The organism is Salegentibacter maritimus (assembly GCF_016236915.1).
GTDB classification, from domain to species: domain Bacteria; phylum Bacteroidota; class Bacteroidia; order Flavobacteriales; family Flavobacteriaceae; genus Salegentibacter; species Salegentibacter maritimus.
Map to the genome: position 1 here is coordinate 1 of NZ_JAEHOK010000034.1, position 19,645 is coordinate 19,645.

At 37.9% G+C, this 19,645-nt stretch carries 15 protein-coding genes, 2 tRNA genes and 3 rRNA genes; 10 read left to right on the top strand and 10 right to left on the bottom strand.

Annotated elements, in window-relative coordinates; genetic code table 11:
- Positions 1-60 precede the first annotated feature (60 nt).
- Entirely contained in the window at positions 61-918 is an 858-nt protein-coding gene (locus I6U49_RS15995) for an IS3 family transposase (protein WP_317191834.1), read from the bottom strand.
- Complete coding sequence (locus I6U49_RS16000) at positions 915-1,190, bottom strand: transposase (RefSeq protein WP_198627104.1); 276 nt, start codon at positions 1,188-1,190, stop codon at positions 915-917. The genes I6U49_RS15995 and I6U49_RS16000 overlap by 4 nt, the downstream gene beginning before the upstream one ends.
- A 57-nt stretch (positions 1,191-1,247) precedes the next feature.
- On the opposite strand from I6U49_RS16000, the gene I6U49_RS16005 reads away from it, so the two are divergent.
- The 4 genes from I6U49_RS16005 to I6U49_RS16020 all read left to right on the top strand — a co-directional run bounded on the left by I6U49_RS16005 (position 1,248) and on the right by I6U49_RS16020 (position 3,262).
- Positions 1,248-1,457, top strand: a complete 210-nt coding sequence (locus I6U49_RS16005) for a hypothetical protein (RefSeq protein WP_198629590.1) — start codon at positions 1,248-1,250, stop codon at positions 1,455-1,457.
- Between the two features lie 107 nt (positions 1,458-1,564).
- On the top strand, positions 1,565-1,870 hold the full coding sequence (locus I6U49_RS16010) for a hypothetical protein (RefSeq protein WP_198629591.1): 306 nt from the start codon (positions 1,565-1,567) through the stop codon (positions 1,868-1,870).
- Between the two features lie 68 nt (positions 1,871-1,938).
- On the top strand, positions 1,939-2,568 hold the full coding sequence (locus I6U49_RS16015; RefSeq protein ID WP_198629592.1) for a HEPN domain-containing protein: 630 nt from the start codon (positions 1,939-1,941) through the stop codon (positions 2,566-2,568).
- Positions 2,569-2,809: 241 nt separating this feature from the next.
- Positions 2,810-3,262 carry a hypothetical protein gene (locus I6U49_RS16020; RefSeq protein ID WP_198629593.1) on the top strand — a complete coding sequence of 151 codons (453 nt, stop codon included), beginning with the start codon at positions 2,810-2,812 and terminating at the stop codon, positions 3,260-3,262.
- Positions 3,263-3,427: 165 nt separating this feature from the next.
- Here I6U49_RS16020 and I6U49_RS16025 read toward each other — a convergent pair whose 3' ends face one another.
- On the bottom strand, positions 3,428-4,051 hold the full coding sequence (locus tag I6U49_RS16025; RefSeq protein WP_198629594.1) for a LysE family translocator: 624 nt from the start codon (positions 4,049-4,051) through the stop codon (positions 3,428-3,430).
- A gap of 106 nt (positions 4,052-4,157) precedes the next feature.
- Here I6U49_RS16025 and I6U49_RS16030 point away from each other — a divergent pair, with 106 nt between their 5' ends.
- The 6 genes from I6U49_RS16030 to I6U49_RS16055 all read left to right on the top strand — a co-directional run bounded on the left by I6U49_RS16030 (position 4,158) and on the right by I6U49_RS16055 (position 10,409).
- Complete coding sequence (locus I6U49_RS16030; RefSeq protein ID WP_198629595.1) at positions 4,158-5,051, top strand: LysR substrate-binding domain-containing protein; 894 nt, start codon at positions 4,158-4,160, stop codon at positions 5,049-5,051.
- Between the two features lie 349 nt (positions 5,052-5,400).
- Positions 5,401-7,245 (top strand): PLP-dependent aminotransferase family protein, encoded by a 1,845-nt coding sequence (locus I6U49_RS16035; RefSeq protein ID WP_198629596.1) that lies wholly within the window; start codon positions 5,401-5,403, stop codon positions 7,243-7,245.
- Positions 7,246-7,454: 209 nt separating this feature from the next.
- Complete coding sequence (locus I6U49_RS16040) at positions 7,455-8,033, top strand: TetR/AcrR family transcriptional regulator (RefSeq protein WP_198629597.1); 579 nt, start codon at positions 7,455-7,457, stop codon at positions 8,031-8,033.
- A gap of 16 nt (positions 8,034-8,049) precedes the next feature.
- Complete coding sequence (locus tag I6U49_RS16045) at positions 8,050-9,051, top strand: NADP-dependent oxidoreductase (protein ID WP_198629598.1); 1,002 nt, start codon at positions 8,050-8,052, stop codon at positions 9,049-9,051.
- A 10-nt stretch (positions 9,052-9,061) separates the two neighbouring features.
- Positions 9,062-9,739 carry a type 1 glutamine amidotransferase domain-containing protein gene (locus I6U49_RS16050; protein ID WP_198629599.1) on the top strand — a complete coding sequence of 226 codons (678 nt, stop codon included), beginning with the start codon at positions 9,062-9,064 and terminating at the stop codon, positions 9,737-9,739.
- Between the two features lie 226 nt (positions 9,740-9,965).
- Entirely contained in the window at positions 9,966-10,409 is a 444-nt protein-coding gene (locus I6U49_RS16055; RefSeq protein WP_193712377.1) for a hypothetical protein, read from the top strand.
- Positions 10,410-10,422: 13 nt separating this feature from the next.
- On the opposite strand, the gene I6U49_RS16060 is transcribed toward I6U49_RS16055, so the two are convergent.
- From I6U49_RS16060 to I6U49_RS16090, 7 genes are all read right to left on the bottom strand, one after another.
- Positions 10,423-11,616, bottom strand: a complete 1,194-nt coding sequence (locus I6U49_RS16060; RefSeq protein ID WP_198629600.1) for an acetate/propionate family kinase — start codon at positions 11,614-11,616, stop codon at positions 10,423-10,425.
- Between the two features lie 6 nt (positions 11,617-11,622).
- Positions 11,623-13,716, bottom strand: a complete 2,094-nt coding sequence (gene pta, locus I6U49_RS16065) for a phosphate acetyltransferase (RefSeq protein WP_198629601.1) — start codon at positions 13,714-13,716, stop codon at positions 11,623-11,625.
- Between the two features lie 228 nt (positions 13,717-13,944).
- Positions 13,945-14,053: ribosomal RNA gene (gene rrf / locus I6U49_RS16070) — 5S ribosomal RNA — on the bottom strand.
- Positions 14,054-14,220: 167 nt separating this feature from the next.
- Positions 14,221-17,055: ribosomal RNA gene (locus I6U49_RS16075) — 23S ribosomal RNA — on the bottom strand.
- A gap of 244 nt (positions 17,056-17,299) precedes the next feature.
- Positions 17,300-17,373, bottom strand: a tRNA-Ala gene (locus I6U49_RS16080).
- A 179-nt stretch (positions 17,374-17,552) separates the two neighbouring features.
- Positions 17,553-17,626 (bottom strand) — tRNA-Ile (locus I6U49_RS16085).
- 194 nt (positions 17,627-17,820) lie between these two features.
- A 16S ribosomal RNA gene (locus I6U49_RS16090) occupies positions 17,821-19,350 on the bottom strand.
- Together the 16S, 23S and 5S rRNA genes with 2 tRNA genes alongside form the textbook arrangement of a ribosomal RNA operon.
- Positions 19,351-19,645: the final 295 nt, after the last annotated feature.

Consider the following 19,645-nt stretch of genomic DNA (forward strand, 5'->3'; position numbering starts at 1 on the left):
TAAAGTACCCCCATTTGTTAGGACAGCTTTGCTGCTAAATTAAGTTCTATTTTTCATTTATCAAGCAGCCTTTCTTTTTTGGTTTAAATATCGGTTATAAGGTATTTCATTTTCTATTCCCTGGTGCCTTCTTTGGTGGTTGTAAAATTTAAAATAGGTATTGAGTTGTTGGTACAGATCTACTCCAGATTCTGGAGGATTTAAATAAATACTTTCGTACTTCACACTTCTCCAAAGCCTTTCTATAAATACATTATCGATAGCTCTTCCTTTTCCATCCATACTGAGTTTAATATTTTTAGATAGTACCCTGTGGGTAAAGATCTCTGAAGTAAACTGGCTTCCCTGATCGGTATTAATGATCTCAGGAGTCCCATGGATTTCAATAGCTTCTTCTAAAGTTTCTTTACACCACTGGGCATCCATTGAATTGGACACAGACCAGTTAAGAACATAGCGACTATGCAGGTCTATGATGGCTACCAGATACATAAAACCTTTTCGCATAGGAATGTAAGTAATATCGATCGCCCAGACCTGATTGGGACGGTCTACTGTAAGATTCCGCAATAAATAAGGATACACCTTATGTTCTTTGTTTCGCCTGGAGGTATGTTTCCCGGGCATAATAGCTCTGAGTCCCATAATCCGGGAATAGAGACGTTCAATACGCTTTTTATTGACTTTATACCCTTTATCCAGGGTAAGCCAGGTATGCATTCTCCTGGCACCTTTAAAAGGATGATGGGTATAATGTTCATCCATCAGGCGCATCAGTTCTAAATTAAGTTTACTTTCTCCACGAGGTCTATAATAGATTCCACTGCGGTGGATGTGCAATAGCTTGCATTGCTGCTGGAGGCTGAGCTTGGAATGACCCTTGCATATCATTGTTCGACGCTCTTCTAAAGGTTTTATCGCAAGGCGTTTTTTAAAAAATCATTCTCCACTTTAAGCTCCCCAATCACCTTAAGAAGTTGGTCTTTCTTTTCCTCTTCTTCTGATTTTTTTGATTTTTCCCCTTTTGAAAAAACAGTATCGGCCTCATTTAGGAAATTGCGTTTCCAGGTATTGATCTGTTGTGGAGTAATCTCAAATTTTTGTGCTAGTTCCTTGACCGTTTGACGCTCTTTCAAGGCTTCAAGAACTACTTTCGTTTTAAACTTTGAGGTAAATTTTCTTCGTGTCATAATACAGTAAAATTAAGGTTATTTTTGAACTTAACTTACTGTCCTAATTTTTGGGGGATGATCAACTGCAGCAATGTGTATACACAAATACTCAAAAGAAAAAACATAGATATCAGTATGACAGAAGAAAATCATTACTATGAAAATGCTGTAGCTGAACGTGTAAATGGCATCTTAAAAGACGAGTTCTATCTCGACCACACCTTTGATAGCCACAACACGCAAAGCGGGCCACAAAAAATGCCATTAATTTATACAATGAAATAAGATTACATTTATCTTTAGACTATAAAACACCTAATATGGTATATAAATTAACAGCATAAATCAATTATAAACCTGTAGCCATATTTCAGGACTAGACAATTTAATAAATGATAGTAGAATTTGATATTTATCAATCCATTCTGAAACCACTAAGAATAGATTCCGAAGAATTAAAAAAAGAATTTTTAAGATCTCAAAGAGCTCTTACAAATTTAGGAAAATTAGATTTAAAGATCTTCGATACCAAATCATCAATCCTAGAGGTAAAGGAATATGTTAGAGTTCCTAAGTTGATTAAAGAGTTATGGAAACATCATAAAGTTTATATGCGTGATGAGGTCATTTATAGGTTTAGAATCAAAATAGAATATGATGAAAACTTTATGAGGATATTGAAAAAGATTTCAATATAAATTCGAATGATTTTTTTGAAAAAGAATTACTTCCAAACGAGGTTAAAAGGAGGTTTTATGATTTACAAATGATTTTAAATATTTGTCGAGTTGGCGGTTTTTCATATGGAATGGGATTTATCAAAACAAGTTATGGTTTTGATCGGTTAAGGAGTATGAAATTATACACAAGTGAATTATTTGAGTATTCAATGGAAAAGAAATGGCCAAATTTTGAAAATTTGGAAATTAGAAAAACCTGGAATTGGTATTTACGTGTACAAAATCCACTACTTATTGAAGAACTTAGTGGTTCTTCAATAAGTAGAGCTTTTAATGCATTTTCCTATTTATATGAAAATTCTGAAGGAATTAATAAGATTTTTTGGGCTATGGTTGGAATTGAAGCAATATATGTTAGAGGAAAAGAGGGTATAAGCCAACAAATCAAGGAAAAAGCTCAACTTTATTTAGGAGAAATTCAACATTTCAAAAAAAGACTTACAAAAATGTATGACTTTAGATCAAGTTTTATTCATGGGAATAAAAATTTTCCAAGTTATTTCCATACCGCTGATGCTATAGAAAGTTATGAAAAATTCAGTGAGGAATTATTTGATGTTATGCTCACCGCAGAATGTTTGTTAATTGCTACAATTCAAAAAATTGCTAAAGAAGAAAGAGATAATTTATCATTTATGTACGCAATTCAAAATTAAATATTGTCAACAAAACGGTTAATCGCCAATAAGCGCCAGCGTCGGAAAGAAAATAATTAACTTGACCAACAAACCAACACTAAGCCGATAAATCCGTGCCCCTTACTCCCCCAACTTGCGATAATCTCAAACCTTTATAAACAATTTTAAGACTTTAAATTTAACTTTTAAAACAATTGTTGTCTTTGGTAGAAATATGTAATGTAAAGACAAAATTGAGTTAACAACTGAAAATTCGAAAATGCTATTAGAAGATATAAAAAGAGAACCCACATTTAAAGAACTAAAATTTAAGAATTTAATTGTAAGAAAAGAGTATATCGAATTTTATAATGAAATAACTGCAGGAGATGAATTGTTTAAAATTAACAATAAAAAAGTTGGTAATGGAGAAAAGATCTTAATCCCTGGAAAGGTTCAAAAGAATGGAATTGTATGGCGGCACGACTATGGACATAATTTTTATACATATGAATTTGCCGTGAAGGAAGGCCGAATGTATTTAAATGGATTTATATACAAAAATGGGAAATGGGAAAAAACAATTTCATCGATAACTAATACTAAAAAGTTTAACAGTAAAGCGTCAGCACTACTAACCGTTAGTGCACTTTTAGTAGGAGTCATCGTTGCACCGGTAGTAAGGATTGTCGATTTATTAAAAACTCCTTTTAAATCGAAAAAAATTAAATAGCATAAACTTTTGTCTCTCCTTGCTATTTTTAGTCTATGTGTCTACTAAAGACAATAAGATGACGTATCGCTGTTCTTTTATAAAATTTTAAATCTAAGTTAATCAATCATATTTTTTGGTAAAATCACGGTAAAAATAAGTAATTAACTAAAAAAGCTAATAGAACTAAGTAAAGGCAATTTTAATAGCCATAATTATAAAAATGAATCCGCTAAATTTTGTGAGCCATAAACCTGCAATGGGTTTAGCTTTAACTTTTTGAGAAAATATACTGGCAAATAACGTAATTATAGAAAACCAGGCCACTCCCAAAATGGCATATGTAACTCCCAGTAAAATAAAAGGAAGTGGATCTTCAATTTGCGTCGGAGCTATAAATTGCGGAAAAAATGCTAAAAAGAATAATGCAACTTTTGGATTTAATGTATTTGTAAACAATCCAGAAAAAAAGTCATTTTTTTTGCTATTCCTGCCTTCAGGTTTTGCTGCATCTGCAAATAAATCCTGCTTCTTCTTCAACTGTAAAAATCCCAAGTAAATAAGATAAACAACTCCCGCATATTTCACGATTGCAAACATCAAAGCCGATTTGGCAATTAGAACAGTAAAGCCCAACGCAGCAAAAAAGGTATGAATAAGGATCCCGGTATTCACGCCTAAAGTGGCATAAATTCCAGATTTCTTTCCGTTGGCTATAGATTTATTTAAAACAAACATAGTGTCTATACCCGGTGTCATGATAAAAATCCCTGCGGTAACTATAAAGGCTGCAAAGTTATCTGGTACCATGTGTCTACTTCTTTTTAATATTTTAAAACAGGCCACAAAGCAACTGAATTAAAAATCACTAAAAAATACTTATTTTTGATTGAGTAATGCTAAAAACGCATTAATAATGACTTTACAACAAATACAATATTTTCTAGAATTAGCTAATGAATTACATTTTTGGCATACATCAGAAAAGCTTAATATCTCACAGTCTTCTTTAAGCAGGAATATTCAATCTTTAGAAGAAGAAATAGGAATTAAACTATTTGAAAGAAACAAGAGAAATGTGGCTTTAACAGATGCCGGTTTGTTCCTCGAGAAGCATTGGAGCCTAATAATAGATGACTTCAACCGAATTCACAGACAGGCGAAAAAAATTGACGAAGGTGTCTCCGGTGCCATTTCTATAGCATATCCAGGGTCTATTGCCTTTAAATTTCTACCCGATTTACTAAAAACAATAGACCATAATTTACCCGATTTAAAAATTGAACTTACAGAACCAACCGATCAAAATCACGAGAAATTACTATTAAGTTATCAAATAGACATCTCCTTTAGCAGAGATAAAATTTTAAATTATGGCATTTCCTCTTTAAAATTATACACAGAGCCTATTTATTTGGTTGTTCCAAATAATCATTGGACAACAAAATCCGAAACTATAAACTTTAAATCCCTGCAAGATGAAAAGTTCATCATATCAGGATTACATCATACTACTTTTTTTGCCTCTACCTTAAGAAATATTTTTCAGAAATATGATTTTGAGCCTAATCAAACGCTGGAATCTGATTTTGGTGGTATGATTTTAACTTTGGTATCCAGGGGTATGGGAATTTCTATCCTCCCCTACTCGTTTAAATTTGCTAAAAGCGAAAATGTAACTTTTATTGATATAAATGAAAATATTGATCTTTATATTAACTGGAGAAAAAATGATAAAAATACGGTAATTAAAAAAGTGGTCGATTATTCAACAAGGTTAGGAAACAACTTTTATTTAAATAAGGATTAGCAGTAATATAAGCTAGCTATAAAGATCGTCTTCATAAGTTTACCTCATTACATTATTATTTAAATTTTACTCAATCCGAGGTTTATTGCTCAAGACCTTTAAGTAAACTACCCCGAGGTATTACACCCTTTGGCAGTGCCAATAAAAAATCAATAAGCCATATATATTCTTCGAAAAAGTAGTTTTAAAACCTTTTCAAACAGGCTTGTTCTAAAAAGATCCTTAAATAGTTCAGTTTAAAATTTCATTTCCTAAGCCTTTTGCCATAAAAGTATTAAAACATCTGTCTTACTCATTTTCAATAAACCTAATAAATCTTTACTTTCGGGTTCTTTAAAATGAAAAGACGATGGAAGAAAATAAACTGATTGGATTTATTGAGAATGTATTAAAAAATATTCCTGGCGACTGGCTGAAACTTACCACCCACCGATTGGATATTTATAATGAAGACCTCGCAAAAACCGAATTTTTAAACGAATTTGAAGGGCTTTATAAAAATAATAATTCTGAAATTGAAGCACTTAGCAAACTACCCACTGCTTTCGATTATATTAGACTGGGACATCCATTATCCTCTGTTCTGGAATGGGCAGTAGCGCAATTAAATGGGTTAAAACCAGAAAGTGTAATCAGTTTTGCTTCTAGAACAATACCCGTTCTCGCAGTGCTAAGAAAAAACTTTATCGATAACAAAAACACGCAAATTAACTATTCAGGAGAGTTACCAGGCTTTTTTGATTTTGAAACAATACGTCGTGTCTACGGCTATGATTTTGAAGTAAAACAAGTTAAAAGCCCGGATCATATTTCCGATTTTAATGGCAGTACTATTTTTATTTCTCAAAAAGATGAGATAAATACATTTGAACTTCATCCAAAAATCGACTTTTTAATAAGTCTTCAACCTCCTCTGGGAAGCCTTCTATTGGCAAATAACGAGCAGCATGAAGATTACGTGTCAGAAATCCAACATGTACGGCGAAGAGAAACTATTGCCATGACACCCCAAAATTCTTTTTATGCCCTACAAAAACTTGTTGATTCCTCGTTTTCGCTTAAAAAAAATAGCCAGGTACAAAATGATAAAACCAGTGTTGTAAATTCAATTCATAAAATTACCGCTACCAATTCAAATGTGCAGCTTGGGTCTTGTGGGCTCTCTATTCAGTATGCGATTATGATGGGGCTTATTGATAATGCTCTGAAAAATTACCCGGGTAAGGATATTAAAATTATTGTCCCTCCAAATTGCTATGGTGGCACCAACGACCAGGCAAGACGGGTAGCTGCCTGTGTTAAAAATGTTGAAGTTTTAGACCTCCCGGTAGATGGTGGTAATAACATGGTTAAGAGCGTAGACCAGGTGTTAACAAAAGTTGCCCAGGAAGGAGGTATACCCTTTATTATTGCTGAAATTCCAACTAATCCAAGAGTTGAAGTTCCAGACCTGGAAGACCTAAGAACTGTTTTGAGCAAACCCCGAAAAACTGCATTGAATAAAATTGCGATTGAACCGGTTTTTATTCTGGATCAAACATTTTGCCCCAACGTTCAGTTTCTAAGTAAAGACGGCATACTCGCTAGCATTAAAACCATCTCTTACGTTAGTGGTTCTAAATTCCCAAGTGGAGGAAAATGCACGGCCGGCTATTGTGTTGCTAACGAAAAAGCTGAATTTCTAATGCCTTTAATAGCGAAGCACCTTCAGCTATGTGATAATGAAGCCACAGATCTTCAAATTAAAATATTAGCCGAACAATTGCCCTCTATGAACCAGCGGATAGCAGATGCCTACAAAAACACCCGTGAATTTGTCTCCTATATTGAAGAAAAGTTGCCTACGGCCAAAATCAACTTTGTTTCAGAAGCTTTGGCGAAGGAAGGTTTTACACCATCTGTATTTTCGTTAGACCTACCTACCAAGGGCAATACAGAAGCAGAAAAAGAAACTTACAAAAGAGCTTTAAACCAAAAGCTTATAAATATGATGATTACTCAAATTCCTGATGAAAGTAAATATTGTGTAAGTTATGGCCAGTTAAAAGGTTGTTACTGGACTATTCCGGCTACTTCTACTCAAGGCACTACTAAAGAAGCCGATAAAGATTATATTGCCCGGGTTTCAGTGTCTCCCAATTTAGACCTGGAACATCATAAAAAGGTTTTTTCAGAATTTATTGACCAATTATAAAAACCTTAAAAATTAGTCCTTCAAGACACTTCATATCTTTTTTGAAAAAATAACATTTCTTTTCCAAGCTAAACACCGGTTAAAATGACGTGCATTTTAACCGGTGTTTTTTATGAATTTAAGAATTGAAGTTAAATAAACGCTAAATCATATTTTTTAAAATGAATGAACGTTCATTTTTCATAGTTTTGCATAGAATCTAAAATGAAATGAATACACTTCCAAAAAGTCAGCAAAAAAGAGATGCGCTTGTAAAAGCTACCATAAGGCTTGTAAATAATAATGGCTTTCACGCAACTCCTATGTCTAAAATTGCGAAGATGGCAGAAGTTTCTCCGGGAACTATTTACCTATATTTTAAGAACAAACAAGATTTGGTTAATCAGGTTTATATTGAAGTAAAAGCTGCTTTTAGCGAATTTGCTTTTAGAGATTATAAAGAAGATTTAACGGTAAAAGAAGGGTTTAAGAATATCTGGAAGAATATTGCTGAATTTAAATTAAAAGAATTTGAAGAAGCTATGTTTTTATCTCAATGCGATAACACTCCCATTATAGATGAGCCAAGCAGGCAGGAGGGTTTAAAACACCTTCAGCCATTATTAGATCTTCTGGAAAGGGGGCAAAAAGAAGGAATTATCAAACCTGTTTCCCCTTACATGTTATATGCCTTCAGTATTTATCCTATTGCTTTTTTTATGAATATGCAGGAACGTGCCATCTTTAAACTGACTAGAGAAAACATAGAGGAGGCTTACGAAATGGCCTGGAATAGTATTAAAGTGTAATAAAAAAAAGAAAATTATGAGTACAACAAGAACAATAAACTTAAAAAACAGACCTACAGGGAAACCTGGTTTAAACGATTTTGAATTTACAAGCACAGAAATTCCGGAATTAAAGGAAGGCGAAGTATTATTAAAATCTGAATATGTATCAGTAGACCCATATTTAAGAGGAAGAATGAGCGACGCTCCATCATATATTGCCCCGTTTGAAGTAGATAAACCCATAGAATCCGGAATTGTTGCCGAAGTCCTGGAATCTAAAGCAGAAAACTTTCATAAAGGAGATCATGTATTAGGTGCATTAGCCTGGAAAGAGAAGCAAGTTGCTAAAGCCAAAGGACTTATGAAAGTAGATGAAAATATGGCTCCACTTTCAGCCTATTTGGGAATTCTTGGTATGACGGGTATGACCGCTTATCTAGGCTTAACAGAGATAGGAAAACCCAAAGCGGGAGAAACACTGCTGGTATCTGGCGCTGCCGGTGCAGTAGGCAGCGTTGTAGGACAAATTGGTAAGATTTTAGGTCTAAGAGTGGTAGGAATTGCCGGTACAGATGAAAAAATAGCATTACTAAAATCTAAATTTGGTTTCGATGAAGGAATCAATTACAACATGACCAAAAACATGAGCGAGGCCATTGGCCAGGCCTGCCCGGATGGTGTAGATGTGTATTTTGATAATGTAGGAGGTGAAATATCTGAAGCTGTTCTCTTTAATATTAATAAATTTTCCAGAACGGTTAATTGCGGTGCCATTTCTCAATATAATAATACCGAACTCCCAAAAAGCATTAGTGTTCAGCCATTTTTGGTTAAAAAAAGTTCGTCTATGCAGGGGTTTGTAGTCTTCGATTATGAAGAGAAGCACCCAGCTGCTATCAAACAACTAGCACAGTGGCTAAATGAAGGAAAATTAACTTACACCGAAACCATTAAAGAAGGATTTGAAAATATACCACAAGCCTTCCTGGATCTTTTTGACGGTAAGAATAAAGGAAAAATGGTAGTTAAACTATAAAGTTAAAGATATGAAGGTACTATTTGTATTAACCTCTCATGACAAACTGGGAGATACCGGAGAAAAAACAGGATTTTGGGTAGAAGAGTTTGCGGCCCCTTATTACAAATTACTGGACAAAGGAGCCGAGATAACGGTAGCTACCCCAAAAGGTGGTAAGGCACCTATTGAACCTAACAGTGAAACAGAAAATGCACAAACCGAAGACACCAGGCGTTTTTATAAAGATAATAAGGCTCAAAAAGTGATTGAGAATACACTTAGATTGGAAACTCTAAAAGCTGAAGATTTTGACGCAGTTTTCTATCCGGGAGGTCACGGTCCCCTATGGGATTTAGCAGAAGATAAAGTTTCTATAAATTTGATAGAAGCATTTCACAGGCAGGAAAAACCAATTGCATTTGTATGCCACGCACCGGCAGCGCTTAAAAATGTAAAAAATGTAGACGGCACCCCTCTAGTGAAAGGAAAAAAAGTAACAGGTTTTACAAATACTGAAGAAGAGGCTGTTCAGTTAACAAATGTAGTTCCATTTTTAGTAGAAGATATGCTAAAAGAAAAAGGAGGCATTTATTCTAAATCTGATGATTGGCAAGTAAACGTATTAAAAGACGAAAATATAATTACCGGTCAAAATCCTGCCTCTTCAGCTAAAGCAGCCGAAATCTTATACAAAGCTCTCCAATAAAATAGAAGAAAGCTAAATTTAAAGCCTGTGAATCTTTTGGTTCCAGGCTTTCTTTCGCAAGTATAATTTCTGAAAACTATAGAAATAAGCCCACATACAGTCAAATTATAATTTTTTAATAATTGTTTAATGTTCTTTAACGGCTAAACCTGTAGTTTTCTTGTTACTTTTATAAGAAATCCCCTCTATTTCTAAAAAAATTTTCAATTTTTTAAAACTTAGAAAAATGTTGTGGAAACCTTCGGAAGTAGATCATCTTGAAAATTATTACATAGCAAATTATACAGCAGCTATGTATTATAAACACGCTATTCTAACCACCACAAAACCTTATTTAAAGCGCCTTTTCAAATCTTTATACAATCATAAAAAGACGCTTAAACAGGATTTAGACAAACATATCTTAGAAGCGAAAGATCAGGAATACCTAGACCAGCTTTTAATAAAGTGCAAAAAGGAAGTACTTAAAATGCAGAAGAAATTAAATACTACTTCAAATTTAAACAAAGGTCGAATATGTACAGAAATAGAAAATTACTTCATTAAACATTTAAAAGATACTTTAAAGCTTTTAACCGATGGAAGTTTAAGAAATACGCTTTTATCCCATAAGCATTCTTCCAAAGCTTTAAAAAACCAATTGAATACAGTAAGTAAATATCTAATCTAAATAATTAAATATTCTACACCTGCATATCTAATTCATAGGCTTGTTTCGCGATTTCTAATTCCTCATTTGTTGGTATAACCAGTATTTCAACTGTAGCATCATCAGCCTGTATACTTCTCATATTTTTGCTACGCTCTTTATTTTTTCCTTCGTCAAGTTTAATTCCGAAGAAGTCCATTTCACTGCAAACCAAACTTCTAATTACATCACTATTTTCACCAATTCCGGCTGTAAATACCAGGGCATCTACCCCATTCATTGCAGCGGCGTAAGCACCAATATATTTTTTAATCCGGTAAGCATTCATATCCAGTGCTAATTGACACTTTTTATTTCCCTTTGCAGCCTGCTCTTCAATATCCCTTAAATCGCTATACCCGGTAATTCCATACATCCCACTTTTCTTATGCAAAATATCACTTACTTCATCTATGGAATATCCTAATTGATTAACCAGATAAAAAATTACAGATTGGTCTATATCCCCGCTCCTGGTGCCCATAATAAGCCCGTTAACTGGCGCAAAACCCAAAGAATGGTCCACACTTTTACCATCTTTAACAGCAGTAATACTACAGCCATTTCCTAAATGAATACTTATAATTTTTGAATGTTTATTTTTTAAGTAACCAATGGCCTTCTCGGTAACATATTTATGACTGGTACCATGAAAACCGTATAATTGAATATGATCTTTTTCAAAAAAATTATTAGGAATGGCATATTGCGCAGCCTTTCTGGGTATAGATCTATGAAAAGCGGTATCAAAAACAGCAACTTGCTTGGCATTAGGAAACAGTTCTTCTGCAACCTCAATTCCTTTTAAATTAGCCGGGTTATGTAATGGAGCTAAAGAGAAAAAATCTTTTATTTTAGTTTTTACTTCTTTATTTATAACGATGGTTTTAGAAAAGTTATCACCTCCATGCACCACCCGATGTCCAATAGCCGCAATGTCATCCACATTTTTAATAATTCCTTTTTCTGAATCCATTAAAAGATTGGTAATCGCTTTTAAAGCTACCGCATGATCTTTAACCGGAAGAGCCTCTGTAATTGTATCCTTCCCGGTTTTAAAATGAAGTTTCGCTTCTTGTAAACCTATACGTTCCACAAGTCCTGAAGCCAATACATTTTCTTCAGGCATCTGAATTAATTGAAACTTTAAAGACGAACTTCCTGAATTTATAATTAAAATATTTTTCATGCCTAATTATATTCCTTGAGCCTGTATGGCAGTTAAAATTACTGTATTATATATATCAGCCACGGTACATCCACGACTTAAATCGTTTACCGGTTTATTTAATCCCTGAAGCATAGGCCCAATTGCCAGCGCACCGGTTTCTCTTTGTACGGCTTTATAAGTATTATTTCCGGTATTTAAATCAGGAAATATCAAAACATTGGCCTGCCCGGCTACTTCAGATTCCGGCAATTTGCTTTTCCCCACACTTATATCTACTGCCGCATCATACTGAATAGGCCCTTCTATTTTAAGATCAGGTCTTCGTTTTCTAACAATTTCAGTAGCTTCTCTTACCCTATCAACATCGGCACCTTTTCCTGAAGATCCTGATGAGTAGGACAACATAGCTATCTTTGGATCAATCCCAAACGCAGAAGCACTTTCGGCAGAAGAGATACTAATCTCTGCCAGTTCTTCGGCAGAAGGGTTTGGATTAATTGCGCAGTCACCAAATACTGATACCCTATCTTCTAAGCACATAAAAAATACAGAAGAAACTACAGAAACATTTGGTTTGGTTTTAATAAACTGCAAGGCAGGTAATATGGTATGTTGGGTAGTATGTGCCGCCCCTGATACCATCCCATCAGCAGCGCCTTTATAAATCATCATAGTACCATAATAAGAAACATCACACATTCTATCTTTAGCCATATCCATATTCACCCCTTTATGTTTTCTCAATTCATAAAAAGTCTTTGCATAATCTTGCAAATTTGGAGAGTTAATAGGATCGATAATATTCACTTTTGAAAAATCGAGATCCAACCCAATTTTAGCAACGGTTTTGTGAATGATATCAACATCACCAAGAAGAGTGAGTTCTACCAGATTCATATCTATAAGACGCTTAGCAGCAGTAAGAATACGCTCATCTGTTCCTTCCGGTAACACAATATGCTTTTTACTTTCTCTGGCACGTTGCACCAAACCATACTGAAACATTCTTGGTGTTATTCCTTGCGGATTATAGTTCATTAATTTTTCAACTAAAGGATCAAAGGATACATAACGCTCAAAAATACTAATGGTGGTTTGAATTTTTTGGATACTATCGGCATAAATATTAGATTTTATAGCACCCACCATGTTTGTCACCGCAAAGGTTCCCTCTTTAACTGAAATAATAGGAACTATTTCCGATAGACCTTCAATAAGTTTTAAAATAGAATCTTCGGGAGTCAATCCTCCGGTTAAAATAATACCTGAAATCCTCGGATAATTACTGGAAATATTAGCCTGAAGTGCCCCCAGAATAATATCGGCCCTATCCCCAGGAGTAATTACCAAACTTTCATTTTTTAAGGTTGTAAGATAGTTACGTAATTGCATAGCTCCTACTCCAAAATTTCCTGTTTGGTTATCAAGAAAATCGTGACCAAATAAGACCTTTCCATTCAATACCTGGACAATCTCTTTTAAAGTAGGGTTGTTAAGAGTATCTACGAAAGGAATAGCAAAAACGCCTACTTCTTCCGGTAAAAATGCCCTCATATTCTTTTTAGCAGGCTCAAGATTTTCTTGCTTAATTTTATTACTTACCATTCCAATAACCTGAACTTCCTTATCCTTAAAAGCCCGGTAAGCCATTTGCTGATATCCTAAAAGTTCTTCCCAGTTTTTGAATTGACCACTAACTACTATTATAACAGGAATACCAAGGTTTTTAGCAATTACTACATTTACATCGAATTCAAAAACACTCCCCTCTCCTGAAAAATCACTACCTTCAACAAGTATAAAATCAAATTCTTTCTCAAGCTTCTTATATTTTGATATAATAGTATCTATAATCTCGCCCGATTTACCTTCGTTTCGCTTCTGAATTACTTCACTACGCGTGAAAGCAAAAGTATCCTCATATGGTATTTTTAAATCAAAATAACTTAATACAGTATCTATATGATTATCTCGTTTACCTTTCGGCACATCATTAATGACGGGCCTGAAATATCCAACTTTAACCATTTTTCCTAAAAGCGTTCTCATTAAACCTAATGAGATCATAGACTTTCCGCTATGGGATTCTAATGTAGCTATATAAATTCCTTTATTCATAGTATCTAAATTGTTAGGCAAAAATAAAGGTAATAAAAGAATTGAGCTTTTTAGAAATCGCCAAAAGAAAGTAAACCTGACATCTATCAGCTTTTGAAAAATTAAAAGAATAAAAAGGAAAGTTGTGTTTAGTGTAGAAAAGACATGAAGAAGAAATTTTTAATACCCCTTCGCCAAAAATTAGCTCAAAAAAAAAGACCTTTACATTGCTGTAAAGGTCTTTTAAAAAAAAGGCGGTGACATACTCTCCCACAAATAGCAGTACCATCTGCGCTAACGGGCTTAACTTCTCTGTTCGGAATGGAAAGAGGTGAGCCCCGTTGCCATAACCACCTTAAGTCTTTAGTATGCAGTTTACAGTCTATAAGTTCGCAGGTTTTCCTGCTTACTCTTTTACTTACAACTGCCTACTCTAATAAGTTGACATATTAAAAGAAACAAAAAATAAAATAAAACTGCGGCAAGCATTCAAGCTCCTGTTATCCCTTGCAGGATAACAGGAATCGCATCAAGCTTTACGGATTATTAGTACCACTCGGCTATGACATTGCTGCCTTTACACCTATGGCCTATCAACGTGGTCGTCTCCCACGGTCCTTTAAAGAAATCTCATCTTGTGGTGGGTTTCGCGCTTATATGCTTTCAGCGCTTATCCCTTCCCAACGTAGCTACCCAGCAGTGCTCCTGGCGGAACAACTGGTGCACCAGAGGTTGGTCCAACTCGGTCCTCTCGTACTAGAGTCAGGTCCACTCAAATTTCTAACGCCCACTACAGATAGAGACCGAACTGTCTCACGACGTTCTGAACCCAGCTCGCGTGCCACTTTAATGGGCGAACAGCCCAACCCTTGGGACCTTCTCCAGCCCCAGGATGTGACGAGCCGACATCGAGGTGCCAAACCCCCCCGTCGATGTGAGCTCTTGGGGGAGATCAGCCTGTTATCCCCGGCGTACCTTTTATCCTTTGAGCGATGACCCTTCCACGCGGTGTCACCGGATCACTATGCTCTACTTTCGTACCTGATCGACCTGTATGTCTCTCAGTCAAGCTCCCTTTTGCCATTGCACTCTACGCACGGTTACCAAGCGTGCTGAGGGAACCTTTAGAAGCCTCCGTTACTCTTTTGGAGGCGACCACCCCAGTCAAACTACCCACCAAGCACTGTCCCTCACAAAGTGAGGTTAGGCTCCGAACAAGTAAAGGGTGGTATTTCAACAATGACTCCACACCGCCTGGCGACGGCGCTTCAAAGTCTCCCACCTATCCTACACATCACTTGTCCAAAGTCAATACTAAGCTATAGTAAAGGTGCACGGGGTCTTTTCGTCCCGTAGCGGGTAATCGGCATCTTCACCGATACTACAATTTCACCGAGCTCATGGCTGAGACAGTGTCCAGATCGTTGCACCATTCGTGCAGGTCGGAACTTACCCGACAAGGAATTTCGCTACCTTAGGACCGTTATAGTTACGGCCGCCGTTTACTGGGGCTTCAATTCAATGCTTCGCCGAAGCTAACATCTCCTCTTAACCTTCCAGCACCGGGCAGGTGTCAGGCCCTATACATCATCTTTCGATTTAGCAGAGCCCTGTGTTTTTGATAAACAGTCGCCTGGACCTCTTCACTGCGGCCCCGCTAAAAGCGGGGCGACCCTTCTCCCGAAGTTACGGGCCTATTTTGCCTAGTTCCTTAGCCATGAATCTCTCGAGCACCTTAGAATTCTCATCCCAACTACCTGTGTCGGTTTACGGTACGGGTTGCATCCACTCGCTTTTCTTGGAAGTCGATCCGCTGGATTATCACGCCAGCCGAAGCTTTTGTGTACTATCGGGGTGTTACCACTCCCTTCAACGTGCTATTCCGTCAGCACGCACCAACTTTTCGCCTCCGTCCGCTTTAACGTGGGGCAAGTACAGAAATATTAATCTGTTGTCCATCGACTACCCCCTTCGGGTTCGCCTTAGGTCCCGACTAACCCCCAGCTGATTAGCATAGCTGGGGAAACCTTAGTCTTTCGGTGTGCAGGTTTCTCGCCTGCATTATCGTTACTTATGCCTACATTTTCTTTTGTAACCAATCCAGAAAGCCTCACGACTCACCTTCATCTCTGTTACAATGCTCCCCTACCACTCCATATCTAAATATGAAATCCATAGCTTCGGTAGTATGTTTATGCCCGATTATTATCCATGCCGGACCGCTCGACTAGTGAGCTGTTACGCACTCTTTAAATGAATGGCTGCTTCCAAGCCAACATCCTAGCTGTCTGGGCAGTCCAACCGCGTTTATTCAACTTAACATACATTTGGGGACCTTAGCTGATGGTCTGGGTTCTTTCCCTCTCGGACACGGACCTTAGCACCCATGCCCTCACTGATATAAAACATTTTATAGCATTCGGAGTTTGTCAGGAATTGGTAGGCGGTGAAGCCCCCGCATCCAATCAGTAGCTCTACCTCTATAAAACTATTATACCGCTGCACCTAAATGCATTTCGGGGAGTACGAGCTATTTCCGAGTTTGATTGGCCTTTCACCCCTACCCTCAGGTCATCCCAAGACTTTTCAACGTCAACGGGTTCGGTCCTCCACTATGTGTTACCACAGCTTCAACCTGCCCAAGGGTAGATCACACGGTTTCGCGTCTACCATTACCAACTTAAATCGCCCTATTAAGACTCGCTTTCGCTACGGCTCCACAGCTGAACTGCTTAACCTTGCTGGCAACGGTAACTCGTAGGCTCATTATGCAAAAGGCACGCCGTCACCCCAAAGGGCTCCGACCGCTTGTAAGCGTATGGTTTCAGGATCTATTTCACTCCCTTGTTCAGGGTTCTTTTCACCTTTCCCTCACGGTACTGGTTCACTATCGGTCTCTCAGGAGTATTTAGCCTTGGCGGATGGTCCCGCCGGATTCATACAGGGTTTCACGTGCCCCGCACTACTCAGGATACCACTATCATTACATCCATTACCTATACCGGGCTGTCACCGTCTATGGCCAAGCTTTCCAACTTGTTCTAATTCTGTTTGTAACAAATATTGTGGTCCTACAACCCCATAAGGTCCGTAAACCTTATGGTTTGGGCTAATGCACGTTCGCTCGCCGCTACTAGCGCAATCACTATTGTTTTCTCTTCCTCCGGGTACTTAGATGTTTCAGTTCTCCGGGTTTGCCTCCTTGCGGATACTATACCTTCAGTATAGTGGGTTGCCCCATTCGGATATCTGCGGATCAACTTGTATGTGCCAATCCCCGCAGCTTTTCGCAGCTTATCACGTCCTTCTTCGCCTCTGAGAGCCTAGGCATTCCCCATACGCCCTTATCTAGCTTGTATGCTTCTTGCTTATGCTCGAATTTCTCGTGACCTTAAATCACAATGTATTCTATTAATATAATTAATTTACCTCGTTATAAAATTTACATCCTATAACTGTAGTTTTCTCGTATTCTTTGTTTCTCAATATGTCAATGAACTTTTTTCCTCTCTAACAATCTAAAATTGATGGTAAGCAAACGAATATGCTTTACGCATTTCCTGATTGTTTAAATTACCTATCTCCCTTAGATCTTAAGGAATCGTGGAGAATATCGGAGTCGAACCGATGACCTCCTGCGTGCAAGGCAGGCGCTCTAGCCAGCTGAGCTAATCCCCCATTTGTTAGTCGGCAGTCTCAGTATTCAGTAGGCAGTCTTTATTACTGCTAACTGCTCCTGCTTACTGCAAACTGGGTTACCCAACTTCTAAAATTTCCTTTCAATTTGTAATGAACGTTGTTGTCCCAAATTCAAATTACTTTGAACTTTTAACCTTTAACTGCGCTTTAGCGCGCTGTAGTCTCAGGCAGACTCGAACTGCCGACCTCTACATTATCAGTGTAGCGCTCTAACCAGCTGAGCTATGAGACTGTCCCTTGTTAAATATATATTGCAAATCGTATTATGAATAAGGTTTTTTTCAATAAAACCTCTTCAACATACATTATACAGCATACACTATACAATTTTTTAAATTAAATCGACAGCTTAGAATCAAGACCAAAAAAGAGCTTTAAGAACTTCCCTTTAATTATTGCGCATTGCCTTAAAAGGCGTTGCTCTAGAAAGGAGGTGTTCCAGCCGCACCTTCCGGTACGGCTACCTTGTTACGACTTAGCCCCAGTTACCAGTTTTACCCTAGGCGGCTCCTTGCGGTGACCGACTTCAGGTACCCCCGGCTTCCATGGCTTGACGGGCGGTGTGTACAAGGCCCGGGAACGTATTCACCGCATCATGGCTGATATGCGATTACTAGCGATTCCAGCTTCACGCAGTCGAGTTGCAGACTGCGATCCGAACTGTGATAGGGTTTATAGATTCGCTCCTTCTCGCGAAGTGGCTGCTCTCTGTCCCTACCATTGTAGCACGTGTGTGGCCCAGGACGTAAGGGCCGTGATGATTTGACGTCATCCCCACCTTCCTCACGGTTTGCACCGGCAGTCTGGCTAGAGTTCCCGACATTACTCGCTGGCAACTAACCACAGGGGTTGCGCTCGTTATAGGACTTAACCTGACACCTCACGGCACGAGCTGACGACAACCATGCAGCACCTTGTAATCTGTCCGAAGAAAAAACTGTTTCCAGTCCTGTCAGACTACATTTAAGCCCTGGTAAGGTTCCTCGCGTATCATCGAATTAAACCACATGCTCCACCGCTTGTGCGGGCCCCCGTCAATTCCTTTGAGTTTCATTCTTGCGAACGTACTCCCCAGGTGGGTTACTTATCACTTTCGCTTAACCACTCAACCCTTAATCGGGCCGAACAGCTAGTAACCATCGTTTACGGCGTAGACTACCAGGGTATCTAATCCTGTTCGCTACCTACGCTTTCGTCCATCAGCGTCAGTGTATTATTAGTGATCTGCCTTCGCAATCGGTATTCTGAGTAATATCTATGCATTTCACCGCTACACTACTCATTCTAACCACTTCATAATAACTCAAGACAATCAGTATCAATGGCAGTTCTCCCGTTGAGCGGAAGACTTTCACCACTGACTTAATTGCCCGCCTACGGACCCTTTAAACCCAATGATTCCGGATAACGCTCGGATCCTCCGTATTACCGCGGCTGCTGGCACGGAGTTAGCCGATCCTTATTCGCAGAGTACCGTCAAACTCCCACACGTGGGAGTGGTTCTTCCTCTGTAAAAGCAGTTTACAACCCATAGGGCAGTCTTCCTGCACGCGGCATGGCTGGATCAGGCTCTCGCCCATTGTCCAATATTCCTCACTGCTGCCTCCCGTAGGAGTCTGGTCCGTGTCTCAGTACCAGTGTGGGGGATCTCCCTCTCAGGACCCCTACCTATCGCTGCCTTGGTAAGCCGTTACCTTACCAACTAACTAATAGGACGCATACCCATCTAATAGCCATAAATGTTTAATGATGATCTCAGGAGAGACCTCCATACTATGGGACATTAATCCAAGTTTCCCTGGGCTATTCCCCGCTAAAAGGTAGGTTGTATACGCGTTACTCACCCGTGCGCCGGTCGTCATCAGAAAAGCAAGCTTTTCTATGTTACCCCTCGACTTGCATGTGTTAGGCCTGCCGCTAGCGTTCATCCTGAGCCAGGATCAAACTCTTCATCGTTGTTTCTTAATTATAATTACAACAATCAAAATCTGTACTCAAAGACGACTTATCTAGTCTTAATTCTAAAATTATTTGTATCGTTTTTCTTGCGAAAAACGTACGCGCTGTCAATTCAATAAATCAATGAACTTCTTCTCAGTAAACAGTATTTAGTAGATAGTTAGCAGTTTAAAAACCAACCCTCCAGCACCATCACTGAAATTGTCTTGTAAAAACCAAAGGAGTCGAACCTTTCTTATATAACGCCCCGTCCGGCAGTTTCTTTTTCAATATTTTTGGGAACTTGTTTCCG

What these genes read in the sequence shown, in the direction of transcription:
- I6U49_RS16000 (WP_198627104.1), bottom strand. Translation starts at nt 1,190, where the DNA reads ATGACACGAAGAAAATTTACCTCAAAGTTTAAAACGAAAGTAGTTCTT.
- I6U49_RS16005 (WP_198629590.1), top strand. Translation starts at nt 1,248, where the DNA reads ATGATCAACTGCAGCAATGTGTATACACAAATACTCAAAAGAAAAAAC.
- I6U49_RS16010 (WP_198629591.1), top strand. Translation starts at nt 1,565, where the DNA reads ATGATAGTAGAATTTGATATTTATCAATCCATTCTGAAACCACTAAGA.
- I6U49_RS16015 (WP_198629592.1), top strand. Translation starts at nt 1,939, where the DNA reads ATGATTTTAAATATTTGTCGAGTTGGCGGTTTTTCATATGGAATGGGA.
- I6U49_RS16020 (WP_198629593.1), top strand. Translation starts at nt 2,810, where the DNA reads ATGCTATTAGAAGATATAAAAAGAGAACCCACATTTAAAGAACTAAAA.
- I6U49_RS16025 (WP_198629594.1), bottom strand. Translation starts at nt 4,051, where the DNA reads ATGGTACCAGATAACTTTGCAGCCTTTATAGTTACCGCAGGGATTTTT.
- I6U49_RS16030 (WP_198629595.1), top strand. Translation starts at nt 4,158, where the DNA reads ATGACTTTACAACAAATACAATATTTTCTAGAATTAGCTAATGAATTA.
- I6U49_RS16035 (WP_198629596.1), top strand. Translation starts at nt 5,401, where the DNA reads ATGGAAGAAAATAAACTGATTGGATTTATTGAGAATGTATTAAAAAAT.
- I6U49_RS16040 (WP_198629597.1), top strand. Translation starts at nt 7,455, where the DNA reads ATGAATACACTTCCAAAAAGTCAGCAAAAAAGAGATGCGCTTGTAAAA.
- I6U49_RS16045 (WP_198629598.1), top strand. Translation starts at nt 8,050, where the DNA reads ATGAGTACAACAAGAACAATAAACTTAAAAAACAGACCTACAGGGAAA.
- I6U49_RS16050 (WP_198629599.1), top strand. Translation starts at nt 9,062, where the DNA reads ATGAAGGTACTATTTGTATTAACCTCTCATGACAAACTGGGAGATACC.
- I6U49_RS16055 (WP_193712377.1), top strand. Translation starts at nt 9,966, where the DNA reads ATGTTGTGGAAACCTTCGGAAGTAGATCATCTTGAAAATTATTACATA.
- I6U49_RS16060 (WP_198629600.1), bottom strand. Translation starts at nt 11,616, where the DNA reads ATGAAAAATATTTTAATTATAAATTCAGGAAGTTCGTCTTTAAAGTTT.
- pta (WP_198629601.1), bottom strand. Translation starts at nt 13,716, where the DNA reads ATGAATAAAGGAATTTATATAGCTACATTAGAATCCCATAGCGGAAAG.